Below are 24,527 nucleotides of genomic sequence, written 5' to 3'. Positions count from 1 at the left end.
GGCGTCGTGGGCGCCCCCGGCGCTCAGGCGCCGATCCGCTGGCGCAGCTCGTCGAGCCGGGCCGCGACGGAACCGTCGATGACCTCCTCGCCGACCTGCACCTTGAGCCCGCCGAGCAGCGCCGGATCGACGTCCACGGTGAGCTTGAGGTCCTTGCCGTACAGCGTGTTCAGCTGCTGCTGCAGCCGTCCGCGCTGGTCCTCGGTCAGCGGTCGCGACGTGGTCACGTGCGCGATCCACCGCTGCCGGCGGGCCGCCACCTCCTCCGCGAAGCGCTCGACCAGACGGCCGACCAGGGCTCCGCGCGGCGAGAGCACGGCCTGCTCCACGAGGAGCAGTGCCTCGTCCGAGGCGCCCGGGGTGAGCCGGTGCGCCAGTCGCGTCTTGGCCTCGACCCCGGCGCGCTGGTCGCTGAGGGCGCGCTGCAGCTCGTGCGAGCCGTCCAGCACCCCCTTGAACGCGATCAGCTGGTCCACGACCTGCTCGAGGCCCTGGAGTCCGGCGCGGTTCTCGGCGGACGCCGCGGTGAGGGCCACCCCGGCGTGCTCGAGGGCGTCGGCGAACTCGCGGTCGTCGCTCCAGCGCCGACCGGCGAGGTGCGCGACGATCTCCACGGCGTCCGGGGAGACCTTGTCGGCGAAGATCCGGCGCACGACCTGCTCGCGCCGCGGCCCCTCGTAGGAGGGGTCGGCCAGCGCGCGCCGCAGGGCGCCGTTCTCGTCGAGGATGGCGAGCACGGCGAACAGCTCACGGGCGAGCGCGGGGCTGGCGGAGCCGGCCCAGCGCTCGACCTCACGAGCGCTCTGCTGGGTGAATTCGTTCGCTACGTCTGCCATTACCGCGCCGCACCTGCGTTCCGCTCCTGCTCCTGCTCGAGGTCGGCGAGGAAACGGTCGACCACCCGGTTGGACCGGGCGTCGTCGTCGAGGGACTCGCCCACGATCTTCGCCGCGAGCGTGGTCGCCAGGGCGCCCACCTCGTTGCGCAGGGAGACCACGGCCGCCGAGCGCTCCGCCTCGATGGTGCGGTGGGCGTTCTCGGTGATGCGCGCCGACTCGGCGTTCGCCCGGTCCTTGAAGTCCGCGAGGATCTTCTCCCCCTCGAGGCGGGCCTCCTCGCGGATCTTCTGAGCTTCCAGGCGCGCGCTCTCGAGCTGCTGGTTGTACTCGTCGCGGGCGGCGGCGGCCTCGGCCTGCGCGGCCTTCGCCTTGGCCAGGCCACCTTCGATGGCCTCGGTGCGCTCACGGTAGACCCGCTCGAACGCCGGCACGACGAACTTGACGACGAGGAAGAGCAGGATCAGGAACCCGATGAGGGTGATCGCCACTTCCCACAGGTTGGGGACGAGGGGGTTCGCCCCTTCCTCGGCTGCCAGCAAGAGTGTCATGTGCGCGATTCCTGTTCTCTAGGAAGGACTTGTACGGGATGCGCCACTCAGGCGATGAACGCGAGCACGAAGCCCAGAATCGCGAGCGCCTCGACCACGGCGAAGCCGAAGAACAGCATCGGCTGGAGCACGCGCTGCGACTCCGGCTGGCGGGCGACGGACTGCATGTACGCGGCGAAGATCAGACCCACGCCGATGCCGCCGCCGATGGCAGCCAGACCGTAACCGATAGCACTGAGCGAACCAGTCATGAGGGGTATTTCCTTTCTAGGTGCCCGGGGGCCGGGCGTCGTAGCCGTGTCGGCTCTGAACATTTCGGGGATGGACTGCGGGGGTCCGGCCGGGGCCGGACCGCTTCTTCCACCGGTGTCAGTGGCCCTCTTGCAGGGCGCCCTGGACGTACACGGCGAAGAGGAGGGTGAAGATGTAGGCCTGGAGGACCTGGATCAGGATCTCCAGGAAGTAGATGAACACGCCGAGCACCGTGGAGCCCACGGAGACGATGCTGAGCAGGCCGCCGTTGGTGATGAGGTAGGCGGTCATCGAGGCCGCGACCATCAGGGCGAGGTGACCGGCGAACATCGTGGCGAACACACGCAGGGCGTGCGTGACGGGGCGGATGATCAGGTTCGAGAGGAACTCGATCGGGATGAGGAAGACGTACAGGGCCTTCGGGACGTCCGGCGGCATGGTCATCTTGCTCATGAACCCGCCGAGGCCGTGGCGCTTGATGCCCATGAACACCCACGTGACGTAGGCGATCCCGGCGAGGGCGTAGGCGGAGCCGGCGTGGGAGAGCGTCGGCAGCTGCAGCACCGGGATGGAGCCGAAGAGGTTGTTCACCAGGATGAAGAAGAAGAACGTGAACAGCAGCGGGACGTAGGGGCGGAACTCCTTCTCACCGATGATGTCCCGGCCGAGGTGGTTGCGCACGAACCCGTAGCCGCTCTCGGCGAGGTACTGGGACTTCGACGGGACGAGCGCGTTGCGGCGGATGGCCCACATGAAGAAGCCGGCGATCAGGACGACCGACAGGAGGACCAGCAGCATCTGCTTGCCGAAGCCGAAGGAGCCCACCTCGAAGAAGTAGGGCAGGTGCATCTCGTCGACTGTCGGGGCGGTGAATCCTCCGGTGGCGGGGAGCCTGATGAGGGCGGCGTTCAATGCGGGTCCTTTCTGCAGTGCTCTGGCCGGTGGTCACGGTCGGGGCGCCGAGTCCGGGCCGGACTGGTGCGGGTTGTGAGGATCTGCACCGTCGGAGGACGGACTCCGACGGAGTCCCTCCTGCATGTGGAGGTACACGACGTAGATCCCGGACGCGGCGCCGATGCACGCTCCCAGGACCACGATCCACCGGGTTCCCAGCACGCGATCCGCACCCCACCCTACCAAACTCCAGAACCCCATCCCGATCACCACGTAGAGGAGTGTCGTGAGGCCTCCGGAGAGCCCTCCGCCCTCCACCAGCTCCCCCGCGGTGCGCAGTCCGGGGCGCTCCGCGGGCCCGTCCTGCGGGGCCCCGGGGCCGTCCTCCGGCGGGGGCGTCCCGTCCGGGCGGGCCGGGTCGTCGCGGTCATCCGCGCTCATGGTCGTCCTGCTTCCTGTCGTCCGGGGTCCTGCCGTCGTGCGTCCCGTCGCCGGCGGAGCCGGGTGCACCCGGGCCGTCCGGGTGCTCGGCCGCCGCCCGCCGCCGGGCGTCCAGCACCGGTCCCAGGGCGGTGCGGGTGCCGCGGGCGCCGGCGCGGGCCGCGAGCGCCAGCGAGACGACGAGCGCGGCCAGCACCCCGGCCGCGACCCAGCCCGGGACCAGCCAGCCGGGGGCCGGCACGGTGAGCAGCACCCAGCCGAGCAGGAGCACCTTCAGGACGTAGGTCGCGGCGAGCACGGGGGCGGCGACCGGCCCGTCCGTCCCGGCGGTGGCCCGCGCCACGAGCACGGTCACCAGGTGGCTCGCGACGATCAGCCCCGCGCCGAGCAGGACGCTGAGCAGGGCCGCGCTCACGGGCGGGTCCCCGTCCGGGAGCGGACGGCCGCACGGCGCCCGAGCAGCGCGGGCAGGACCAGGTAGAGCGCGAGCACCGCCAGCACGAACGCGCCGGCCACTGCCGTGGCGACGGGCCCCGTGCGCAGGCCCACGACCGAGGCGACGCTGACGAGGACGGTCGCGGCCGTGACGACGAGCGCGGAGCCCGTGTGGGACAGGCCCACGTCGGTGAGCTGCTGGTAGACGTGCTGGCGGTGCGGCCGGTACCAGGCCTCCCCCGCGCGGACGCGGCGGAGCAGGGTCACGGAGGTGTCGGCCACGTAGACCGCGAGCGGGGGCAGGAGGTACTCGACGTAGACGCCGGAGAGGAAGGCCGCGACCGCGATGCCGGCCAGCGAGCCGCCCAGCAGGTAGGAGCCGACGTCGCCGAGGAACACGGTGCCGCGGCCGAGGTTCCAGGGCAGGAACCCGGCGAAGCCGCCCGCCACGGCCAGGCCGGCGGCGATCATCCACGGCAGGTCGTTGGAGGCGCCGGCCCAGGCGTACAGCAGTCCCGCGGCGAGGCCGTGCAGCCCCGAGATGCCGTTGATCCCGTCCATGAAGTTGGCCATGTTCACGTAGGCGGCGATCGCGATGGTGCCCACGGGCAGCCACCAGGCGGAGGTGCCGAGCACCGCGACCAGGACGGCCGTGGCGGCCAGGCCGATGCCCAGCTGCGCGGCCAGGCGCGCCCGCACGGACACGCCCCGGTAGTCCTCGGCCCAGCCGAGGGCGGCGAACAGCCCGGTCACGGCCAGGACCACGAGCGCGACGGAGCGGTCGACCTCGATCGCGCCGGTGAGCAGGGCGGAGCCGTAGGCGACGAGCACGGCGAGGGCCACGGCCAGGCCCATGCCCCGCACGACCGTGCGGTGGTGGGAGGAGCGCTCGTTGGGGACGTCGAGCACGCCCCACCGGGCGAGCAGCGGCTTGACGGCCAGGGGCAGCAGGAGGCTGAGCACGAGGGCGGGGACACCGACCGTGAGGACGAGCTCCCCGAGCCGGCGCAGCTCCTCCGGGTCGGGGGCGGCGCCCGGGTCGGTGAGATCGAGCCCGGCGGGCAGCAGCACGACCGGGGCCGGGCTCACGACGCCCGCCCCGAGGGGCTGCGCGGGCGCTGGACCGACGTGGGCGGCGGCTGCGTGGACGGTCTGACGACGGGGATCGTGCCCGTGTAGACCATGCCGCCGCGCACCTTCCAGGTGTGCCGGTCCAGCTGGGCGGGGTCGAGGCGGTCGGCGCGCGCGTGGGAGATCTTGGGGTGGAAGGGCCGCTCGTCCTTCTCGCCGAGGCCGATGAGGTCCTCGTGCAGCTTCTCCCCCGGGCGCAGCCCGGTGATCTCGATCTCGATGTCCTCGCGCCCGCTCATCACGCGCAGCCGCTCGGCGATGTCCATGATCCGCACGGGCTCGCCCATGTCCAGGATCAGCACCTCGCCGCCGCGGGCGATCGCCCCCGCCTGGATCACGAGCTGGCAGGCCTCCGGGATGGTCATGAAGTAGCGGGTGGCCTCCGCGTGCGTCACCGTGATCGGGCCGCCCTGCCGGATCTGCTCGGTGAAGAGGGGGAGCATCGAGCCCCGGGAGCCGAAGACGTTGCCGAAGCGCACCGAGACGTACCGGCGCCCGGTGCGGTCCGCCATCCACGCGGTGAGCTTCTCGGCGACGCGCTTGGAGTGGCCCAGGGCCGTGGTGGGGTTGGCGGCCTTGTCGGTCGAGATGTTGACGAAGACCTCGACCTCCGCCTCCTCCGCGGCCTGCAGCACGTTGAGGGTGCCGACGACGTTGGTCTTCCACGCCTCGTCCGGGTACTGCTCGAGCAGGGACACGTGCTTGAGGGCGGCCGCGTGGAAGACCACCTGGGGGCGGCGGTCGCGGAAGATCGCCCCGACCGACTCGGGGTCGCGGATGTCGGCGAGGACGGTGTCGCGGCCGTCGAGCAGGCCGCGCCCCGTGATGGAGATCTGGGTGCCCTGCAGCGCGGACTCGTCGCGGTCCACCATGATCAGCTCGGCGGGCTCGAAGCCGACGAGCTGGCGGCACAGCTCGGAGCCGATGGAACCGCCGGCGCCGGTCACCAGGACGCGGCGGCCCTTCACGTAGCCGGCGATCTCCTCGACGTCGATGTCGACGGGGCGGCGGCCGATGAGGTCCTCCATGCTGATGTCCCGGAAGTCCGCGCCCTGGTGCTTGGCGGTGAGCACCTCGCCGAGCGGGGGCATGGTCATGACCCGGATCCCGGTGCCGGCCACGGCGTCCGCGACCCGGTGCATGATCCGGGGGTCCGCGCCGGACATCGCCACGATCAGCACCGAGGCGCGGGTGCGGGCCATGACGTCGCGGAGGTCGTGCAGGGTGCCGAGCACGGGCACGGAGGAGATCCGCAGGTGCTTCTTGGCGGGGTCGTCGTCGAGCAGGGCCACGGGCAGGAACTCCGAGTGCGGGTCCTGCATCATCCGCTGGATGAGGAAGGTCCCGAGGTAGCCGGCGCCGTAGACCACCACGTGCTGGGCGGAGGCGCCCGGACGGGCGGAGGCCTCCTGGTACATCCGCTTGAGGTAGCGGAAGGCGGCCATGAACAGGCACGCGAAGGGGAACGCGATGAGGGCGGTGGAGCGCGGGATGCCGATGCTTGTGCCCACCACGAGGAGCAGCACCTGGACCACGGCCGTGACGATGAGGGTGACCACCACGAGGAGCTTGGCCTCGTCGAAGCTGCCGAAGGAGTACCGCCCCTTGTACAGGGCGAAGGAGAAGCCGACGACGAGCTGGGCGGCCACGGCCACGAGGGACACCAGCAGCAGCCCGGGGGCGCTGATGAACTGGAGCTCCATCTCGTAGCGCAGCACCAGGGCGAGCACGAGGGCCACGACCCAGGCGACGGAGTCCAGCAGCATCTGGATCCACAGCCACGCCACGGGCCTGTCCTGCGGGGCGCCGCGGGGCGGGAACCCCGCGGCTGGACCCCCGGGGGGCACCGCCGTGCCGGCGGTGCGCTCGGGCGAACCACTCATCGCAAAAGTTCCTTTCGTGGTCGGTGCCGGAGCCGGGGGGCCGGGCGGGGAGGGTGCCGGTGCGGGACGGTCAGCGGCGGGGTGCGCCGACCATGGCCCGGTAGGCCAGCTCCCGGAGCCGGGTGGGGACGAACCGGTAGCCGCCGCGCACCACCACGTTGCGCACCCATTGTAGGAACCCGACGTGGCCGATCCCGCGCAGGCGGGCCTGGAGGGCGAGCTCCGCGCGGAGCACGCGCCACCCGCCGCGCCGCTCGTAGGAGCCCGCCGAGACCCGGTAGCCGACCAGCGGCTCGGCCACGTTGCGCACGTCGGCGCCCGCGCGCAGCATCCGCACCCACAGCCAGTAGTCCTCGGCCAGGGGCACGTGCTCGTAGCCGCCGGCTGCCCGCACCGCCGAGCGCCGGAACACCACCGTCGGGTGGCTCACGGGGTTGCGGCGACGGGAGACGGAGAGGATGTCCCGCTCCCCCACCGGGGCGCGGCGCAGGGCGACCGGGGTCCGCTCGTCGTCGCCGATCTCGTGCATCGACGAGCCCACCAGGTCGGCCCCGGCCTCGATCACGGGCAGCTGCACCGCGAAGCGGCCGGGGTAGGAGACGTCGTCGGCGTCGGCGCGGGCCACCACGTCGTGCCGGCACCGGTCCAGGCCGGCGTTGAGCGCCGCGGTGAGGCCCTCGTTGCGCTCCAGGTCGACCCGCACCACCGGCACGGGGAGCTCGCGCACCAGGCGGTCCAGCTCGGCCTCCAGCGCCGCGGGGACGGGGCCGTCCCGCACGACGACGAGCTCGGCGGGCCGGCGCCGCTGCTCGACGGTGGCCGACTCGGCCGCCCGGCGCACCCGCTCCGCGGTGTCGGCGCGGTAGACGGGCATGAGCACGGAGAACTCGAGAGCGGGGTGCGGGCTCACGGGGTCACCGCGGCCCGCCGAAGCCGCGGCCGCGCATCCCGCCGGCGTAGCGGCTCGCCCAGGACGCGAGCCCGCGCACGTCCCGCCGGCGCAGGTAGAAGAGGGGGTAGCCGACGAGGTCGGCCCCGAGCTGGACGACCCGCTTGTACCGCCACGTGGTCCAGCCCCGGTTGCGGAAGAAGTGCTCGCGCTTGAACTCCGTCCCGGGCACCACGACCTTGAGCCGGCCGGGGACCACGACGTGCTCCTCGTCCCAGCCCGGCGGGTGTGCCACGGCGGTGCGGGTGGTGGTGCCGAAGGGCAGCCCGGAGCGGCGCAGCCGCACCAGGAAGTCGACCTCGTCGCCGCGCAGGAAGAGCTTGAGGTCCGGGAGCCCGACCGTGAAGAAGACGTGCTCGGCCATCAGGGCGCCGTTGAAGAAGGTGGCGTAGCCGGGCAGGAAGCCGAGCGGCTCCAGGTCAGCCCGGGAGTGGGTCATCCGCCCCTCGAGGCGGTAGGAGAAGGCCAGCGCGCCGTGGTCCTGGGGTGCCACGACGAGCGGGGAGACGACCGACAGCTCCCGCCGCGCGGCCTCCTGCAGGAGGATCTCGAGGCAGTCGGGGCCCTCCGGGTGGGCGTCGTCGTCCATGAGCCACACCCGGTCCGCACCGGTGGCGAGCGCGGTCAGGATCGCGAGGGAGAACCCGCCGGCCCCGCCCAGGTTGGCGAGGGAGCGCACGAGCTCGAGCGCGAACCGGCCGCCGATCGCCTCCTCGAGCACCTCCCGCGGCAGCGCCTCGCGCCCCGCGTCGACGAGGCACAGGGAGGCGACGGGCACCGTCTGCTCCCGCAGCGCGGCGACGAGCGCGAGGACGTCCTCGTGCCGGTCCTGGGTCACGCAGGCCACCGCCACCGTGGGGGTGGGCGTGGGGTCGGACGGCATGCGGCTCCTCCAGGGGGTGACGGGCTGTGCGGTGACGGGCAGTGCGGGAACGGGTGCGGGGTCCGGCACGGTGCCGCGGGCAGGCGCCGGAACGTGCCGAGTCTAGCAAGCGGCGCCCGGACGGCCGGGCCGGCGGGCCGCGTCGCCCCGCCCCGGCGGTGGGCCGGTCTGTACGATGAGCGCAGGAATCCGGGCCCGGACGACGGCGACCGGAAGCGACCGGCAGAGAGGAAGCACCGTGACATCGACGACGTGGGCAGTCCTGGGAGCGACGGGGTTCGTGGGTTCCGCGACCGTGGCCCGGCTGCAGGCGGACGGCCAGACGGTGGTCCCGGTCTCCGCGCCGCGGCTGGGGTCCGGGGCGCGCACGGTCCACCACCTGCTCCAGCAGGCCGGCCGGCTCGAGTCCGTCATCGACTACCTCGCCGAGTCCTTCGCCGGTGCCCACGTGGTCGTCAACGCGGCGGGCCTGGCGGCCCCGGACCAGACGCACGAGGAGTCCCTCGTGGGGGCGAACGCGCTGCTGCCGGTGCTCGTGGCGCTCGCGGCGCGCCGCACGAGCGTGCGCCGGATCGTGCACGTCAGCTCCGCGGCCGTCCAGGGCGACGTCGACGTCCTCGACGAGACGCCCGCGGTCCGGCCGTTCTCCCCCTACTCCTTCTCCAAGGCCCTCGGCGAGAGCGCGCTCCTGAAGCTGCGCCGCGACTGGACGGGCGAGGACGGGGCGCCCGCGATCACGGTGCTGCGCGCGACCTCGGTGCAGGGCTCCGGCCGGCGCACCACCGCGCGGCTGGCCCGCTTCGCGTCCTCACCGCTGAGCTCGGTGGCCGGCGACGGCGGCGCGCCCACCCCGGTGACGTCCGTGCACGCCCTGGCCGAGTTCGTCTCCCGGGTCGGGCGCCACCGGGAGGCGCTGCCGCCGGTCGTGCTGCAGCCCTGGGAGGGCGCCACGACCGGCTCCATCCTGCGGGACGCGGGCCGCCGGGAGCCGCGCCACCTCCCCGTGCTGCTGTGCCGGCTCGTCGTGGACGCCGGGTTCGCGGTCTCGGCCCTGGCCGGGCACCGGTGGCACGGCGTGTTCCGCCGGCTCGAGGTCACCTGGTTCGGTCAGCGCCAGGTGCGCGGCTGGGCGGAGGAGCACGACGCGGTCCCCGAGCCGCGGATCAGCGAGGTCCTGCGCCAGGCGCACCTGGCCGCCGGCCGGGGCTGAGCCCCGCAGAGCTGCTCGGGGCGGCGCCGGGCCGCTCCCGGGACGGCGCTCAGGCCTCGCCGCTGCCCCGCGCCACGAGCCGGGCGGCCTCCTCGACCGGCAGCGGCCGCGGCTGCCCCGGCGCACCGGGCCGCTGGACGCGCGTGCGGTCCTGGTCCACGGCCGGGCGCGCGCCCGCCGCGGAGCGCGCCACGAGCGCGGCGGCCAGGCCCTGCGCCGTCGCGGCCCGCGCCGGCCCCGGCACCGGGGGCTGCCGGTCCGCGGGTGCGGCCGCGCCCTCCGGGTCGGCGGGCCCCGCCGCCGCCGGCACGGCCTCCGGATCGGGCTCGCTCACGGCGTGCGATCCCGAGGCCGCCGGGCGGTCGGCGCCGGGCTCCGCGGGGGCGCTGTCGAGCTCCTCGTCGCCGTCCGCCGGCACCACCGAGGGCGCCACCGAGCGCAGCCGGGCGAGGCTCACGGTGCCGTGGCGCACCAGCAGCGGGGTCTCCCCCGTGCAGTCCACGATCGTGGAGGGGACCGGGTCCCGGTCGGCCGGTCCGCCGACGGGCCGCGGGCCGCCGTCCAGGTAGAGCTCCACGGAGTCCCCGAGCATGTCCACCGCGGCCCCGGCCGTCGACGCGGCCGGGTGGCCGGTGCGGTTGGCCGAGGACACGGCCAGCGGGCCGCTCTCGATGAGCAGCGCCTGGGCGAGCTCGTCGTCGGGCACCCGCAGGGCCACGGTCCCGTGGGTCTCCCCCAGGTCCCAGCCCAGCGAGGGGTGGGAGTGGAAGATCAGGGTCAGGCCGCCGGGCCAGAAGGCCCGGGCCAGCGCGCGGGCGTCGTCGGAGACCTCGTCGGCCAGGCCGTCGAGCACCCCGGCGTGGGCGATGAGCACGGGCGGGGGCATGGCCCGGGACCGGCCCTTGGCGGCGAGCAGGGTCGCGACGCCCCGGGCGGAGAACGCGTTGGCCCCGATCCCGTAGACGGTGTCGGTGGGCAGGACCACGCACGCGTCGGCCGCGAGGGCGCGCGCGGCGTGCTTGAGCCCGGCGGTGCGCTGGGCGATGTTGCTGCAGTCGTAGACGGTGGAGTTCACGGCGTCCATTCTCCCATTCCGGTCGTGCGGGCGCGGCCCTGAAGGGGCGTCCGGCCGGCCGTGGCCCGGTCCCGGCCCGTCAGGTCCTGGTGGCCCGCGACGTCCTCGAGGCCCGCGGCCCGGAAGGCGTGCGCCACGGCACCGGCCTGCACCTCGGCGTGCTCCATGACGAAGAACCCCCCGGGGCGCAGCAGCCGCAGGGCCGAGGCCAGGGCCGCCCGCGGGAGGTCGAGCCCGTCCTCCCCGCCCCCGTACAGGGCGAGGTCCGGGTCGTGCTCCCGGGCCTCCGGCTCGCGCGGGACCGCGTCCGCAGGGATGTACGGCGGATTGGAGACCACCACGTCGCAGCGGCCCTCGAGCTCCGGGAACGCGGTGCGCAGGTCGCCCCGGACGAGCTCCGCGCGCGTCCCGCGCAGGTTCTCGGCCGCCCAGGCGTGGGCGGTCCCGGACAGCTCCACGGCGTGCACGCGGGCCTGCGGCACCTCGTGGGCCACCGAGGCGGCGATCGCTCCGGAGCCCGTGCCCAGGTCCACCACGTGCGGGCGGTGCACGCCCGCGGCCAGCTGCGCGCGCAGCTCGTCGACCACCGCCTGCACCACGGTCTCCGTCTCGGGCCGGGGCACGAACACCCCGGGCCCGACCGCCAGCGTCAGGTAGCGGAAGTGGGCGACGCCCGTGAGGTGCTGCAGCGGGATCCGGCGGGCGCGCTCGGCCACGAGCTCCGCGTACCCCGCGGGCTCGTCCCCGCCGATGATGGCTCTCGCCTCGACCTCCCCCCGGGACAGCCCGGTGAGGTGGCCGGCGAGCAGCAGCGCGTCGGTGCGCGCGGAGTCGATCCCCGCCTCGGCGAGCACCTGCTCCGCCCAGCGCACCGCCTGGCCCAGTGACCTCGTCATCCCGGGCCCCGCTCAGCCGTCCTGCTGGCCGATGGCCTCGAGCTGGGCCTGCTCGTCCATCTCGATGGCCGAGCGCACGACCGGCTCGAGGTCCCCCGCCATGACGTGGTCGAGGTTGTACGCCTTGTACCCGGTGCGGTGGTCGTTGATCCGGTTCTCGGGGAAGTTGTAGGTGCGGATCCGCTCGGACCGGTCCATGGTCCGGACCTGGGAGCGGCGCTGCGCGGCGTTGTCCGCGTCGATCTGCTCCTGCTGGTGGGCCAGGATGCGGGCGCGCAGCACCCGCATCGCGGCCTCGCGGTTCTGCAGCTGCGACTTCTCGTTCTGCATCGCCACCACGATGCCGGTGGGCAGGTGGGTGATGCGGACCGCGGAGTCGGTGGTGTTCACGGACTGGCCGCCGGGCCCCGAGGAGCGGTAGACGTCGATCTTCAGGTCGTTCTGGCTGATCTCGACCTCCTCGGGCTCGTCGACCTCCGGGAAGACGAGCACCGCCGCGGCGGAGGTGTGGATCCGGCCCTGCGACTCGGTGACGGGCACGCGCTGGACGCGGTGCACCCCGCCCTCGTACTTCAGCCGCGCCCACACGCCCTCGGCGGGGTCCGTGGCGTTCGACTTGATCGCGACCTGCACGTCCTTGTAGCCGCCCAGGTCGGAGTCGTTGGTCGAGATGAACTCGGTCTTCCAGCCACGGGTCTCCGCGTACTTGAGGTACATGCGCAGCAGGTCCCCGGCGAAGAGCGCGGACTCGTCGCCGCCCTCCCCCGCCTTGACCTCGAGGATCACGTTGCGCCCGTCGTCGGGGTCGCGCGGGACGAGCAGCCGGCGCAGCTTCTCGCGGGCCGCCGTGAGCTGCTCCTCGAGGGCCGGGATCTCCTCGGCGAACTCGGGCTCCTCGGCGGCGAGCTCGCGCGCCGCCCCCAGGTCCTCCTCGAGGCGGTGCACCCGGTGATGGGCCTCCACGATGCCGTTGAGCTCGGCGTAGCGGCGCCCGAGCTTGCGCGCCCTGCCCTGCTCCGCGTGCACAGCGGGGTCGGCGAGCTGGCGCTGCAGCTCGGCGTGCTCGTCGAGCAGGGACTGGATGGGATCCGGCATGGGGCGCTCCTTCGGAGGCGGCGGAGAGGGTCCGGCGGTGGTGGGCACGACGACGCCGCCGCGGCCCCGTCCGGTCGAACCGGTCGGGGCCGCGGCGGCGGGGGCGTGCTAGCGGTCGCTCTCGGCGCGGGCCGACAGCGTGGTCTTCTGCACCTGGAGCAGGAACTCGGTGTTGGACTGGGTGTCCCGCAGCTTGTTCGTGAGCAGCTCGAGGGCCTGCTGCTGGTCGAGCCCGGAGAGGACGCGGCGCAGCTTCCACATGATCTTGATCTCGTCCGGGGAGAGGAGGTTCTCCTCGCGGCGGGTGCCCGAGGAGTTGACGTCCACGGCCGGGTAGATCCGCTTGTCCGCGAGCGAGCGGGACAGGCGCAGCTCCATGTTGCCGGTGCCCTTGAACTCCTCGAAGATGACCTCGTCCATCTTGGACCCGGTCTCCACGAGGGCGGTCGCGAGGATCGTGAGCGAGCCGCCGTTCTCGATGTTGCGGGCCGCCCCGAAGAACTTCTTCGGCGGGTACAGCGCCGCGGAGTCCACGCCGCCGGAGAGGATGCGGCCGGAGGCGGGGGCCGAGAGGTTGTAGGCACGGCCCAGGCGGGTCATGGAGTCCAGGAGGACCACCACGTCCATGCCCATCTCCACGAGCCGCTTGGCGCGCTCGATCGCGAGCTCGGCGACCGTGGTGTGGTCGTCCGCCGGGCGGTCGAAGGTCGAGGCGATGACCTCGCCCTTGACCGTGCGCTGCATGTCCGTGACCTCCTCGGGGCGCTCGTCGACGAGCACCATCATGAGGTGGACCTCGGGGTTGTTCGTGGTGATCGCGTTGGCGATCGCCTGCAGCATCAGCGTCTTGCCGGCCTTCGGCGGGGAGACGATCAGCCCGCGCTGGCCCTTGCCGATGGGGGCGACGAGGTCGACGACGCGGGGCCCGATCTTCTTGGGCTCCGTCTCGAGGCGCAGGCGCTCCTGCGGGTACAGCGGGATCAGCTTCCCGAAGTCCACGCGGTCCTTGTTCTCCTCGGTCTTCTTGCCGTTGACCGTGGTGAGCTGGACCAGCGCGTTGAACTTCTGCCGCGTGGCGTTCTGCTGCTCGCCGTCGCGGGGGGCGCGGATGGCGCCGACCACGGCGTCGCCCTTACGCAGGTTGTGCTTCTTGACCTGGGCGAGGCTGACGTAGACGTCGTTCGGGCCGGGGAGGTAGCCGGAGGTGCGCACGAACGCGTAGTTGTCGAGCACGTCCAGGATGCCGGCGACGGGCAGCAGGACGTCGTCCTCGGTGAACTCCGTGTCGTCGACCTCGGGGCCGGTGCTGCGCCCGCGGCGGTTGCGCCGCTCGTTGCGCTCGGCGCGGTCGTTGCGTTCGTTGCGGTCGCTGCGGTCCCGGTCGCGGTCGTTGCGGTTGCGGTTGCGGCGGCTGCGGCGGCTGCCGCCGTCGTCCTGGCGGTTGTCCTGACCCCGGTTGTCCTGACCGCCCTTGTCCTGGCCGCCCTTGTCCTGCCGGTTGTCCTGGCCGCCCTTGTCCTGGCGGTTGTCCTGGCCCTTGCCGTCCTGGGACTTCCCGCCCTCGGACCGGCCGTCGCGCCGGCCGCGGCCGTCGCCCCGGTCCTGGCCACCCTTGTCCTGGCGGTTGTCCTGGCCCCGGTTGTCCTGGCCGCGGTTCTGGTTGCGGCTCCGGTCCTGCTTCGACTGGTCGTCGTCACGGCCGTCGGCCGAGGAGCGCGCCTCGTCGGTCTCCTGCCCGGAGTCCTGGCCGCCGTTGCCCTGGCCGTTGTCGTCGCGGTTGCGGTTGCGGCGGCTGCGGTTGCGGTTGCGGCCGCCCTCGCCCTCGGCGCCGGAGGCGTCCTCGGCGGGAGCGGGCTGGTCGGCCGGCTGCTGCTCGGTGGAGCCCTGCGCCGCGGTCTGCTGGGCGGCGTCCTGCTGCTCGGAGCCCTGCTGCGCGGGGACGGACACCACACCGGTGCTCGTGGCGCGGCGGGAGCGCGAGCGCCGCTGCGGCTGGCCGCCGTCGGCGCCCTGCGCGGCGGAGGCGTCCTCGCCGGTCGTGGCGGCGGCCGGGGCGGTGCCCTGGTCGGCGCCGCCGTCGGCGGTCTTCTCGACCGTCTGCGCGATCTTCTGCTCGACGGCCTGGTCCCGGTCGGCGACGGCGCCGCCGCGCTGGTGGGCGGCGATCGCGTCGACCAGCAGGCTCTTGCGCATCCGGCGGGCGCCGGTGATCCCGAGCTGGGAGGCGAGCGCCTGCAGCTGGGCCAGCTTGAGCGCGGACAGTCCCGCGTTCCGGGGGTCGCTGGTGGTGGTCTCTTCCGTACCCGTGGAAAGGTCGGTGGTCTCGGTCACGAAGTGTCCTTCTCCCTCGGTGGGGGGCCCATGGATCTCAGAGTCCAGGACCGTGGATGGTTCCCGGCGGGCCGCGATCGCGGGCCGCCTGCGGCGGGGCGCACTTCAGGGCGCGGCAGCCTGGGCGAACAAGGTGTCACCCGGAGATCATGGTGCGCTCCGGTCCGTGTCGGTGCGGGCCGGGGCGCCGACGGCATCGAAGAAGCCGGTGCCGGCGGGGGATCACCGGAGGATCTGAGGCGGTGGAGTCGAGGACCCCGGGGCATCCGACCGGGGCGCTGCCCCTCATGATGCCCGCTGTCCTCGCCGCGCCGGGCGCGGTCTCCTACCCCTGGATCTGCTGCGGGTGCCTCTCCAGCTTAGCACCCTGACCGTCGACGCGCAGACGGAGGACACGCCAGGAGACGGAATCGGTCCCGGGGGCGACGAGCTCCGCGAGGGCCCGCTCCGTCTCCTGCGCCTGGTCCCGGTCCCCGGCGAGGACCAGGACGGTCGGCCCGGCCCCGGAGATCATGGCCGGCAGCCCGCGGGCCCGCAGCGCGGCCATCAGCCGGGCGCTGGGGGGCATGGCCGAGGCCCGGTACGGCTGGTGCAGCCGGTCCTCGGTGGCGGGCAGCAGCAGCTCGGGGCGCCGCGTGAGGGCCTCGACGAGCAGGGCCGTCCGGCCGGCGTTGACCGCGGCGTCGTGGTGCGGGACGGTCGCGGGCAGCAGGGAGCGGGCGAGGCGGGTGGGGACCTCGAAGTCGGGGATCGCCACCACCGGCACGACGTCCTCGTGGACGGTCACGGGGGCGCTGCGGTAGCCGTCCGCGTCGGTCCACGAGATCACGAGCCCCCCGAAGAGGGACGGGGCCACGTTGTCCGGATGGCCCTCCATCGCGGCGGCGACCTGGAGCAGGCGCCGGTCGTCGAGGGCGCGCTCCGCGGGCAGCAGCGCGTTCGCCGCGAGCACGCCGGCCACCACGGCCGAGGCGCTCGAGCCCATCCCGCGGCCGTGCGGGATCCGGTTGGTCGCCTCGAGCCGCAGCCCCGGCAGCTCCTCGACGCCCGCGGCCCGGAAGGCGGCCCGCATGGCGCGGACCACCAGGTGCTCCGCGGACCGGGGCACGGACGCGGAGCCCTCCCCGTGCAGCTCGAACTCCAGGCCGCCGCCGGTCACGGTGACGGCGAGGTCGTCGTAGTGGCCCAGGGCAAGGCCCAGGCTGTCGTAGCCCGGGCCCACGTTGCCGGTGGAGCCGGGGACGCTCACCGCCACCCGCTGGCCGATCTCGAACATCCGGGACTACTCCAGGCCCAGCGCGGCGGCGACGGCGACCACGTCGAAGGGCACGCGCGTGGGCTCGACCAGCGAGGGGTCCTCCCGCTCGGCGGCCTTGATCGCCCACTGCGGGTCCTTGAGACCGTGGCCGGTCACGGTGATGACCACCGTCTGCCCCGTGGGGGCCTCCCCCGCGGCGTGCTTCTGGAGCAGGCCGGCCACGCCCGCGGCGGAGCCCGGCTCGACGAACACGCCCTCCTTGGCCGAGAGCCACCGGTGGGCGGTCAGGATCTCGTCGTCCGAGACGGAGCCGATGAGTCCGCCGGACTCGTCGCGGGCGGCGATCGCCGAGTCCCAGGACGCGGGGTTGCCGATCCGGATGGCGGTCGCGATGGTCTCGGGCTCCGTGACGGGGTGGCCGAGGACCAGCGGGGCCGCGCCCTCGGCCTGGAAGCCCCACATCACGGGCAGCTTCGTCGAGACGGCCGGCAGCTCCCCCGCCGTCGCGGAGACGTAGGGCCGGGCGTACTCCTGGTAGCCCTTCCAGTACGCGGTGATGTTGCCGGCGTTGCCGACCGGCAGGATGTGCAGGTCCGGGGCGTCGCCGAGGGTGTCGACCACCTCGAACGCCCCGGTCTTCTGGCCCTCGATCCGGTACGGGTTCACGGAGTTGACGAGGAACACGGGGTAGGACTCGGAGAGCTTGCGGGCCACCTCGAGGCAGTTGTCGAAGTTGCCGTCCACCTGGATGATGTCCGCGCCGTGCGCCACGGCCTGCGAGAGCTTGCCCATGGCGATCCGCCCCTCCGGCACGAGCACCGCGCACGTGAGCCCGGCCTGCTTGGCGTAGGCCGCGGCGGAGGCGGAGGTGTTGCCGGTCGAGGCGCACACGACGGCCTCGGCGCCCTCCTCCTTGGCCTTCGTGATCGCCATGGTCATGCCCCGGTCCTTGAACGAGCCGGTCGGGTTCATGCCCTCGAACTTCAGCCAGACGGTGTTGCCGGTGAGCTCCGAGAGGGCGCGCGCCCGGATCAGCGGCGTACCGCCCTCCCCCATCGTGATGACCTCGGTGGAGCCGGAGACCGGCAGCCGGTCCCGGTACTCGTTGATGACGCCCTGCCAGACGTGTGCCATGTGCTGGATCTCTTCCTGTGGACTCGGTGGTGCGGGGGGTGCTCGTGCGGGGTGCTCGCGGGGGGCGCGTGCGGCGGCACCCCTCCGGGTGCGGTGCCGCCCACAGGCGGCACCGCGGGGCGGATCAGTCGGCGTGCTCCACACGGATCACGCCGGCGACCTCCTCGACGAAGGGCAGCTCGCGCAGGGCGTCCACCGTGGCCACGAGGTCCTTGTTCGCGCCCCGGTGGGTCACGAGCCGGATCTCCGACAGCTGCGGGTCGCCGTGCGGGTGGTCCGTCTGCTGCATCGTGAAGATCGACACGCCGTGGTCGGCGAAGACCTGGGCGATCCGCGCCAGGACGCCGAGCCGGTCCTGGACCGTCAGGGTGATCGAGAAGCTCGTGCGGACGTCGTCCATCGGCGCGGCAGCGAGCTGGGCGTGGGGGTCCGCGCCCTGGGCCGGGCCGCCGAGCACGAGCCGGCGCGCGGCCGAGACGAAGTCGCCCAGCACGGCCGAGGCCGTGGCGGCGCCGCCGGCGCCCGCGCCGTAGAACATCAGGGACCCGGCGTTCGCGGCCTCGACGAACACGGCGTTGTAGGCGCCGTGCACGCCGGCCAGCGGGTGCTCCCTCGGGATCATGGTCGGGGTGACCCGCAGGTTCACCCCGCCCGGGCAGCGCTCGCACACCGCGAGGAGCTTGATGACGTAGCCGGCCTCGCGGGCGGCGGCGACGTCCGCGGCGGTGACCCCGGTGATGCCGCGGCAGTACACGTCGTCGATGGTGAAGGTCGAGTGGAAGGCCAGGGACGCGAGGATCGCGGCCTTCGCCGCGGCGTCGTGGCCCTCCACGTCGGCGGTGGGGTCCGCCTCGGCGTAGCCGAGCTTCTGCGCCTCGGCGAGCGCGTCGTCGAACTGCGCGCCGGTGGTGTCCATCTGGTCGAGGATGTAGTTCGTGGTGCCGTTCATGATGCCCAGCACGCGGTCCACCCGGTCCCCCGCGAGGGAGTCCTGCATGGGGCGCACGATGGGGATCGCCCCGGCCACGGCGGCCTCGTAGGACAGGGGCACGCCGGCGGCGTCGGCCGCGTCCTGGAGCTGGCGGCCGTGCCGGGCGATGAGGGCCTTGTTGCCCGAGATCACCGGCTTGCCGGCGTGCAGGGCCCGCAGGATGCGGCTGCGGGCCGGCTCGATGCCGCCGGTCAGCTCGATGACCACGTCCGCGGCGTCGACGAGGGCCTCGGCGTCGGTCGTGAGCAGCTCCTCGGGCAGCTCCACGGTCCGCCGGCCGGCGAGGTCGCGCACGGCGATGCCGATGAGCTCCACGGGCGCGCCCACGCGGGCGGCGAACTCGGGGCCGTGGTCGAGCAGGGTCCGGGCCACCTCGGCGCCGACGTTGCCGGCACCGAGCAGGGCGACCTTCACGGTCGAGGGCGGGCGGGTGGTCTCAGGGGTCGAGGCGGTCAATCAGGCTCCCAGGTCGCGGGCGAACAGGTCTTCTTCGGTCTCGCCCCGCACGATGAGCCGGGCCTCCGGCCGGTCGCCGGCGGCGCGCACGGCGACGACCGGCGGGCGGGCGATCCAGTTGTAGTTGCTGGACAGGGCCCAGCAGTAGGCGCCGGTGGCGGGCACGGCCAGGACGTCCCCGGGGGCGAGGTCCTCGGGCAGGTAGACGTCCCGGACCACGATGTCCCCGGACTCGCAGTGCTTGCCCACCACCCGGGAGAGCACGGGGGCCCCCTCGGCGCGGCGGTTCGCGAGCACGGCCGTGTAGTCGGCCCCGTAGAGCACGGGCCTGGCGTTGTCGCTCATCCCGCCGTCCACGGAGACGTACCGGCGCTGCGCGCCGGACTCCGCGGTGACGGTCTTCAGGGTGCCCACGGTGTAGAGGGTGCACGCGGCCGGCCCGGAGATCGCGCGGCCGGGCTCGATGGACAGGTGCGGGACCGCCATCCGCAGGGACCGGGCCGTGGTGGCCACCTGGTCCGCGAGGGCCTCGGCGATCTCGCGGGCCGGGCGGGGGGTGTCGGCCTCGGTGTAGGCGATGCCGTAGCCGCCGCCGAGGTCGAGCTCCGGGAGGGTCAGGCCGAAGCGCTCGTCGGCGGCGGCCATGAAGGCGAGCACCCGCTCCGCGGCCATCCCGAAGCCGTCGGCGTCGAAGATCTGGGAGCCGATGTGGCAGTGGATCCCGCGCAGGTCGAGCTCGGGCTCCAGGACGCACGCGGCGACGGCCTGCATCGCGGGGCTGTCCCCGCCGCCCTCGGGCGGGGCGAGGGACAGGCCGAACTTCTGGTCCTCGTGGGCGGTGGCGATGAACTCGTGCGTGGACGCGTGCACGCCGGGGGTGACCCGGATCAGCACGGGGGCGACGACGCCGAGGGTGCGCGCCAGGTGGGCCACGAGCTCGATCTCGGCGAGGGAGTCCACGACGATCCGGCCGAGGCCGTGGTCGAGGGCGCGGGTGATCTCGGCGGCGGACTTGTTGTTGCCGTGCAGGGCGATCCGGGCGGGCTCCATGCCGCCGCGCAGGGCGACGGCCAGCTCCCCGCCCGAGGCGGTGTCCACGTTGAGGCCCTCCTCGCGCAGCCAGCGCACCACCTCGGTGGTCAGGAAGGACTTGCCGGCGTAGTAGACGGAGACCTCGGCCCCGATCCGCGCGAACGCCTCGGTGAAGGCAGTGCGGAACTCGCGGGCGCGCGCCCGGAAGGTGTCCTCGGAGTAGACGTAGGAGGGAGTGCCGTAGCGCTCGGCGAGCTCCGGGACGGGGATCCCCGAGACGCCCAGCACGCCGTCCTCGCCGCGGCGGAACGCCTCGGGCCAGATGACGGGGTCGAGGGCGTCGAGGTCCTCGGGGACGCTGAGCCAGGCCGGCGCCAGGGGGGAGCCCCCGGTGCGGGTGGTCGGGTCGGCGGTCATGCGATCACATCCTCTCCGGCGCGGACACGCCGAGCACGCCCAGGCCGTTGGCCAGGACTTGGCGTGCGGCGTCGTTGAGCCACAGGCGGGTGCGGTGCAGGTCGGTGACCTCGTCCTCGCCCTGCGGCGCCACGCGGCAGGCGTCGTACCAGCGGTGGTAGGTCCCGGCGAGCACCTCGAGGTGGCGCGCCACGCGGTGCGGCTCGCGGAACTCGGCGGCCTGGGCGAGCACCGACGGGTACTGGCCGAGGGCGGCCAGCAACTCCCCCTCCATCGGGTGGTCGAGCAGCGAGGCGTCGAACACGGCCTTCCCCCGCTCGTCCGTGCGGGCGACCCCCGCCGCCTCGGCGTTGCGCCCCACCGCGCACGTGCGGGCGTGGGCGTACTGGACGTAGAACACCGGGTTCTCGTTGGAGCGCCGGGTCAGCAGGCCCAGGTCGATGTCGATGTTGGAGTCGACGGAGAAACGGGTCAGCGAGTACCGGGCGGCGTCGACGCCGACGGCCTCCACGAGGTCCTCCATGGTCACCACGTTGCCGGCGCGCTTGGACATCCGCACGGGCACCCCGTCCTTGACGAGGTTGACCATCTGGCCGATGAGGACCTCGACCCGGTCCGGGGCGTCGCCCAGGGCCGCGGCGGCGGCCTTGAGCCGGGCCACGTAGCCGTGGTGGTCGGCGCCGAGCATGTAGATGCACAGGTCCGCGCCGCGGTCCCGCTTGTCCTTGAAGTAGGCGATGTCCCCGGCGATGTAGGCGGCCTGGCCGTCGGACTTGATGACCACCCGGTCCTTGTCGTCGCCGTAGGCGCTCGAGCGCAGCCACCAGGCGCCGTCCGCGAAGTAGAGGGCGCCGGAGGTCTTGAGCTGCTCGAGGAGCTTCTCCACGGCGCCCTGGTCGAACAGGGACTGCTCGTGGAAGTACACGTCGAAGTCCACGCCGAAGTCGTGCAGCGAGGACTTGATCTCGGCGAACATCAGCTCGACGCCCGCGGCGCGGAACGCCTCCTGGGGGTCCCCGGAGTCGAGGACGCCGGGGTTCTCGGCGACGATGCGCGCGGCGATGTCGGTGATGTACTCCCCGCCGTAGCCGTCCTCGGGGGCGGGCTCGCCCTGGGCGCGGGCCAGCAGGGAGCGGGCGAAGCGGTCGATCTGCGCGCCGGCGTCGTTGAAGTAGTACTCGCGCACCACGTCCGCGCCCTGCGCCTCGAGCACGCGGGCGAGGGAGTCGCCGACCGCGGCCCAGCGGGTGCCGCCCAGGTGGACCGGGCCGGTGGGGTTCGCGGAGACGAACTCCAGGTTGACGGACGTCCCGGCCAGCGACCGTGCCCGGCCGAAGGCCTCGCCCTGCTCCACGACGGTGCGGGCGATCTCCCCGGCGGCGGCGGCGTCCAGGGTGATGTTGAGGAAGCCCGGCCCGGCGACGTCCACGGCGGCCACGCCCGCGGTGCCCTGGAGGCGGTCCCGGACCACGGCGGCGACGTCGCGCGGGGCGCGCCCCACCTTCTTGGCCAGCTGCATGGCGACGTTGGTCGCCCAGTCCCCGTGCTCCCGGTTCTTCGGTCGCTCGATCCGCACCTCCGGCAGCGGAGCGCCGTCGGCGAGGGCGAGGTCGCCCCGGGCCACGGCGTCCTGCAGGCATGCGGATACGGCGAGAGAAAGTTGTTCTGGAGTCACCGGACCAGTGTAACCGGGCGCCGTGGAGCGCCCGCGCCGGGTGGTCCACGAGCACCCCGCGAAACCTGCTAGTATCGTCGAGGTTCATCGCTGCGGCGGTGAAAGGCCCGCGTAGCTCAGGGGATAGAGCGTCTGCCTCCGGAGCAGAAGGCCGTAGGTTCGAATCCTACCGCGGGCACCACTCGGGACGAAGGCCCCGGACCACTCGGTCCGGGGCCTTCGTCGTGCCCGGGGCCGGGACGGCGCGCAGCCCCGGAGGGCCGGGCGCCGGCGGGAGCCGGGCGCCGCGGGCTCGTCAGTCGCGGGCTCGTCAGTCGCGGGCGCCGGGGTCCCGGCGCCCCGGGCCGCGGAACTCGTCCGGGTCGTAGGGGCGCACGGGTCCGTCGCCGAACTGCTCGTCGAGCAGCCGGTCCTCGGCGCTGGGGCCCTCCCCCGCCGAGCGGCGCCAGTTGAAACCGGCGATCGCCAGGGCCCCTCCGCCGAGCAGGGTCACGGCGCCCACCACGACGACCACCACCGCGCGCCCGCTCAGGCCCGTCCCGTCCTCCGCCGAGACCCGCGCGAGGTGGTGGATGGCCTCGGGCACGGTGAACGTGGAGACGAACAGGGCCACCACGCCCACGGCCAGCAGCCACCCCCCGGTGCGTCGGCGGGCGTGGTGCGGGTCGGGGGTCTGGCTCACGGGGCTGCTCTCCTGGCTGCTGGACGTGCTGCTGGGCTCTGCCGGGCGGACCGCCCGGCGACGCGCGACGGGGCGGGCCGTGCCCGGCCCGCCCCGTCCTCGTCCGCGCCGGTCGTGGACCGGCGGCCGATGCCGTCCGGTCAGGAACCGTCCTCGGTCTTGACGCTCTCGAACAGCGTAGCGTCGTCGAACGCCTCCTGCCCCGCCCCCGGCTGCAGCCGGCGGAACTGCTCGAGCAGTCCGGGCACCGTCATCGACTGCTTCTGGGCGGCGTCGAGCTCGAAGAGGATCCGGCCCTCGTGCATCATGATGAGCCGGTTGCCCAGGCGCAGGGCCTGGTCCATGTTGTGCGTGACCATCACCGTGGTGAGGTGCTGCTCGGCCACGATGTCCGCGGTGAGCCGGGAGACGAGGTCCGCGCGCTGCGGGTCGAGGGCCGCCGTGTGCTCGTCGAGGAGCAGGATGCGCGGCTCGGAGAACGTCGCCATGAGCAGGGACAGCGCCTGCCGCTGGCCGCCGGAGAGCAGGCCCACCTTGGCGCCCAGCCGGTTCTCCAGGCCCAGCTCGAGGCTGGCCAGCTTGTCGCGGAAGAGCTGGCGGCGGGCGCTCGTGAGCCCCGGGGCGAGCCCGCGGGACTTGCCCCGCTGGTACGCGATCGCCATGTTCTGCTCGACCGTCATGGTGGGCGAGGAGCCCTTCATGGGGTCCTGGAACACGCGGGACAGGTACCGGGCGCGCTTGTGCTCGGGCAGCCGGGTGACGTCGGTGTCGTCGACCCGCACGGTGCCGGTGTCCGGGATCAGGCTCCCCGAGATGGCGTTGAGGATCGTCGACTTGCCGGCGCCGTTGGAGCCGATGACGGTGAGGAAGTCGCCCTCTGCCAGGGTCAGCGAGACGCCGGCGAGGGCGCGCCGCTCGTTGACGGTCCCGGCGAAGAACGTCTTGTGGACGTTGTCGATGGTGAGCACGGCTCAGGCACCTGCCTTCGTGGTCGCGGGGGTGTCGGTGAGGTCGTCGACGAGCCGCGCCGCCTCGCTCGCCAGGTGCCGCTCCCTGCGGCGCCGGAAGAACTGCAGCTGGGGCACCACGAGCGCCGCCACCACGAGGACCGCGGAGATCAGCTTCATGTCGGACGGGTTGAGGCCCGCCTGCAGGGCCACGGTGATGACCAGACGGTAGACGACCGAGCCGAGGACGACGGCGAGGGTCGCCATCACCACCGTGCGCGAGCCGAAGAGACCCTGGCCGAGGATCACGGAGGCGAGGCCGACGACGATCAGGCCGATGCCCATGCCGATGTCGGCGAAGCCCTGGTACTGGGCCACGAGGGACCCGGCGAGGCCCACGAGCCCGTTGGACAGGCACAGGCCCAGCATCTTCTGGTGGTCCGTGTTCACGCCGAAGGAGCGGATCATCTCCGGGTTGTCGCCGGTGGCCTGCATGGCGAGGCCGGCGTCCGTGTAGAGGAACCAGTCGAGGAGGACCTTGACCACGGCCACCCCGAGCAGGAACAGGGCGATGCCGATCCACGTCCCCTGCACGCCCATCTCGGCGAGCGGGGTGAAGACCGTGTCCTCGCGCAGCAGCGACAGGTTCGCGCGCCCGTCCATGACGCGCAGGTTGATGGAGTAGAGCGCGGTCATGGTGAGGATGCCCGCGAGCAGCCCGTTGATGTGGGCCTTGGTGTGGAGCAGGCCCGTGATGAGCCCGGCGAGCGCACCGGTCAGGAAACCGGCGGCGGTGGCGAGCCAGGGGCTGCCGCCGCCGAGGATGATCATCGCCGTGGTGGCGGCGCCCGTGGTGAAGGACTGGTCGACCGTCAGGTCGGGGAAGTCGAGCACCCGGAACGTGAGGTAGACGCCCAGCGCCATGACCGCGTAGAGCAGTCCGAGTTCGATACCGGCTATCACTTCTGCTGGATCCGTTCTGGTTGGTGGGAGACGGGGGCCGTCCGCCGATCGGGCGGGCGCGTCCTCCGTCGGAGGGGTGCCGCGGGGGCGGGGGCCGGGCGGGCCGGCGT

General features: G+C 73.6%; 23 protein-coding genes and 1 tRNA gene. 2 read left to right on the top strand and 22 right to left on the bottom strand.

Features of this window, described 5'->3' with window-relative positions; translation table 11 throughout:
* Positions 1–23 precede the first annotated feature (23 nt).
* From AC6CH6_RS02450 to AC6CH6_RS02405, 10 genes are all read right to left on the bottom strand, one after another.
* Positions 24–836 (bottom strand): F0F1 ATP synthase subunit delta, encoded by an 813-nt coding sequence (locus AC6CH6_RS02450; protein ID WP_498253902.1) that lies wholly within the window; start codon positions 834–836, stop codon positions 24–26.
* Positions 836–1,387 carry a F0F1 ATP synthase subunit B gene (locus AC6CH6_RS02445; RefSeq protein WP_133410898.1) on the bottom strand — a complete coding sequence of 184 codons (552 nt, stop codon included), beginning with the start codon at positions 1,385–1,387 and terminating at the stop codon, positions 836–838. The genes AC6CH6_RS02450 and AC6CH6_RS02445 overlap by 1 nt, the downstream gene beginning before the upstream one ends.
* Positions 1,388–1,434: 47 nt before the next feature.
* On the bottom strand, positions 1,435–1,638 hold the full coding sequence (gene atpE, locus AC6CH6_RS02440; protein ID WP_017833261.1) for an ATP synthase F0 subunit C: 204 nt from the start codon (positions 1,636–1,638) through the stop codon (positions 1,435–1,437).
* Between the two features lie 118 nt (positions 1,639–1,756).
* A complete protein-coding gene (atpB, locus tag AC6CH6_RS02435) occupies positions 1,757–2,551 on the bottom strand; it encodes a F0F1 ATP synthase subunit A (RefSeq protein ID WP_133410899.1) in 795 nt (264 codons plus the stop codon).
* A gap of 33 nt (positions 2,552–2,584) precedes the next feature.
* On the bottom strand, positions 2,585–2,974 hold the full coding sequence (locus AC6CH6_RS02430; RefSeq protein ID WP_498253901.1) for an AtpZ/AtpI family protein: 390 nt from the start codon (positions 2,972–2,974) through the stop codon (positions 2,585–2,587).
* Complete coding sequence (locus tag AC6CH6_RS02425) at positions 2,961–3,389, bottom strand: hypothetical protein (protein WP_498253900.1); 429 nt, start codon at positions 3,387–3,389, stop codon at positions 2,961–2,963. Before AC6CH6_RS02425 ends, AC6CH6_RS02430 begins: the two co-directional genes overlap by 14 nt.
* The gene (locus tag AC6CH6_RS02420) at positions 3,386–4,498 is read right to left on the bottom strand and encodes an MraY family glycosyltransferase (RefSeq protein WP_240722643.1); all 1,113 of its coding nucleotides are present in this window, start codon (positions 4,496–4,498) and stop codon (positions 3,386–3,388) included. Before AC6CH6_RS02420 ends, AC6CH6_RS02425 begins: the two co-directional genes overlap by 4 nt.
* A complete protein-coding gene (locus AC6CH6_RS02415; RefSeq protein WP_498253899.1) occupies positions 4,495–6,423 on the bottom strand; it encodes a polysaccharide biosynthesis protein in 1,929 nt (642 codons plus the stop codon). The genes AC6CH6_RS02420 and AC6CH6_RS02415 overlap by 4 nt, the downstream gene beginning before the upstream one ends.
* Before the next feature lie 70 nt (positions 6,424–6,493).
* Positions 6,494–7,333 carry a glycosyltransferase gene (locus tag AC6CH6_RS02410; RefSeq protein WP_498253898.1) on the bottom strand — a complete coding sequence of 280 codons (840 nt, stop codon included), beginning with the start codon at positions 7,331–7,333 and terminating at the stop codon, positions 6,494–6,496.
* 4 nt (positions 7,334–7,337) lie between these two features.
* Positions 7,338–8,255, bottom strand: a complete 918-nt coding sequence (locus AC6CH6_RS02405; protein ID WP_095651708.1) for a glycosyltransferase — start codon at positions 8,253–8,255, stop codon at positions 7,338–7,340.
* Between the two features lie 238 nt (positions 8,256–8,493).
* Between AC6CH6_RS02405 and AC6CH6_RS02400 the strand changes: the two genes are divergently transcribed.
* The gene (locus AC6CH6_RS02400; protein ID WP_498253897.1) at positions 8,494–9,465 is read left to right on the top strand and encodes an NAD-dependent epimerase/dehydratase family protein; all 972 of its coding nucleotides are present in this window, start codon (positions 8,494–8,496) and stop codon (positions 9,463–9,465) included.
* Between the two features lie 49 nt (positions 9,466–9,514).
* Here the strand turns inward: AC6CH6_RS02400 and AC6CH6_RS02395 are convergent, their stop codons facing one another.
* From AC6CH6_RS02395 to argS, 9 genes are all read right to left on the bottom strand, one after another.
* Complete coding sequence (locus AC6CH6_RS02395) at positions 9,515–10,549, bottom strand: L-threonylcarbamoyladenylate synthase (RefSeq protein WP_498253896.1); 1,035 nt, start codon at positions 10,547–10,549, stop codon at positions 9,515–9,517.
* Positions 10,537–11,436: a peptide chain release factor N(5)-glutamine methyltransferase gene (prmC, locus tag AC6CH6_RS02390; protein WP_133410907.1), complete on the bottom strand. Its 900-nt coding sequence runs from the start codon at positions 11,434–11,436 to the stop codon at positions 10,537–10,539. Before prmC ends, AC6CH6_RS02395 begins: the two co-directional genes overlap by 13 nt.
* A 12-nt stretch (positions 11,437–11,448) precedes the next feature.
* Complete coding sequence (gene prfA / locus AC6CH6_RS02385) at positions 11,449–12,531, bottom strand: peptide chain release factor 1 (RefSeq protein ID WP_498253895.1); 1,083 nt, start codon at positions 12,529–12,531, stop codon at positions 11,449–11,451.
* A gap of 108 nt (positions 12,532–12,639) precedes the next feature.
* A complete protein-coding gene (rho, locus tag AC6CH6_RS02380; RefSeq protein WP_498253894.1) occupies positions 12,640–14,862 on the bottom strand; it encodes a transcription termination factor Rho in 2,223 nt (740 codons plus the stop codon).
* Between the two features lie 325 nt (positions 14,863–15,187).
* Positions 15,188–16,138 (bottom strand): homoserine kinase, encoded by a 951-nt coding sequence (gene thrB / locus AC6CH6_RS02375; RefSeq protein WP_498253893.1) that lies wholly within the window; start codon positions 16,136–16,138, stop codon positions 15,188–15,190.
* Positions 16,139–16,144: 6 nt separating this feature from the next.
* The gene (gene thrC / locus AC6CH6_RS02370; RefSeq protein WP_498253892.1) at positions 16,145–17,254 is read right to left on the bottom strand and encodes a threonine synthase; all 1,110 of its coding nucleotides are present in this window, start codon (positions 17,252–17,254) and stop codon (positions 16,145–16,147) included.
* Between the two features lie 124 nt (positions 17,255–17,378).
* Entirely contained in the window at positions 17,379–18,701 is a 1,323-nt protein-coding gene (locus AC6CH6_RS02365) for a homoserine dehydrogenase (protein WP_498253891.1), read from the bottom strand.
* Positions 18,702–20,150, bottom strand: a complete 1,449-nt coding sequence (lysA, locus tag AC6CH6_RS02360; protein ID WP_498253890.1) for a diaminopimelate decarboxylase — start codon at positions 20,148–20,150, stop codon at positions 18,702–18,704.
* A 4-nt stretch (positions 20,151–20,154) separates the two neighbouring features.
* Entirely contained in the window at positions 20,155–21,825 is a 1,671-nt protein-coding gene (argS, locus tag AC6CH6_RS02355; RefSeq protein ID WP_498253889.1) for an arginine--tRNA ligase, read from the bottom strand.
* Positions 21,826–21,930: 105 nt separating this feature from the next.
* Between argS and AC6CH6_RS02350 the strand changes: the two genes are divergently transcribed.
* Positions 21,931–22,006, top strand: a tRNA-Arg gene (locus AC6CH6_RS02350).
* A 129-nt stretch (positions 22,007–22,135) separates the two neighbouring features.
* Here the strand turns inward: AC6CH6_RS02350 and AC6CH6_RS02345 are convergent.
* The 3 genes from AC6CH6_RS02345 to AC6CH6_RS02335 all read right to left on the bottom strand — a co-directional run bounded on the left by AC6CH6_RS02345 (position 22,136) and on the right by AC6CH6_RS02335 (position 24,417).
* Positions 22,136–22,507 carry a hypothetical protein gene (locus AC6CH6_RS02345; RefSeq protein ID WP_498253888.1) on the bottom strand — a complete coding sequence of 124 codons (372 nt, stop codon included), beginning with the start codon at positions 22,505–22,507 and terminating at the stop codon, positions 22,136–22,138.
* A gap of 140 nt (positions 22,508–22,647) precedes the next feature.
* Positions 22,648–23,475: an ABC transporter ATP-binding protein gene (locus tag AC6CH6_RS02340; RefSeq protein ID WP_017834405.1), complete on the bottom strand. Its 828-nt coding sequence runs from the start codon at positions 23,473–23,475 to the stop codon at positions 22,648–22,650.
* A gap of 3 nt (positions 23,476–23,478) precedes the next feature.
* Entirely contained in the window at positions 23,479–24,417 is a 939-nt protein-coding gene (locus tag AC6CH6_RS02335; protein WP_031283500.1) for an ABC transporter permease, read from the bottom strand.
* Between the last annotated feature and the right edge of the window lie 110 nt (positions 24,418–24,527).

Source organism: Kocuria sp. GQ42 (assembly GCF_059758435.1).
Note: the sequence above shows the minus strand (reverse complement) of the source record. Positions and strands in the feature narration are given on the sequence as shown.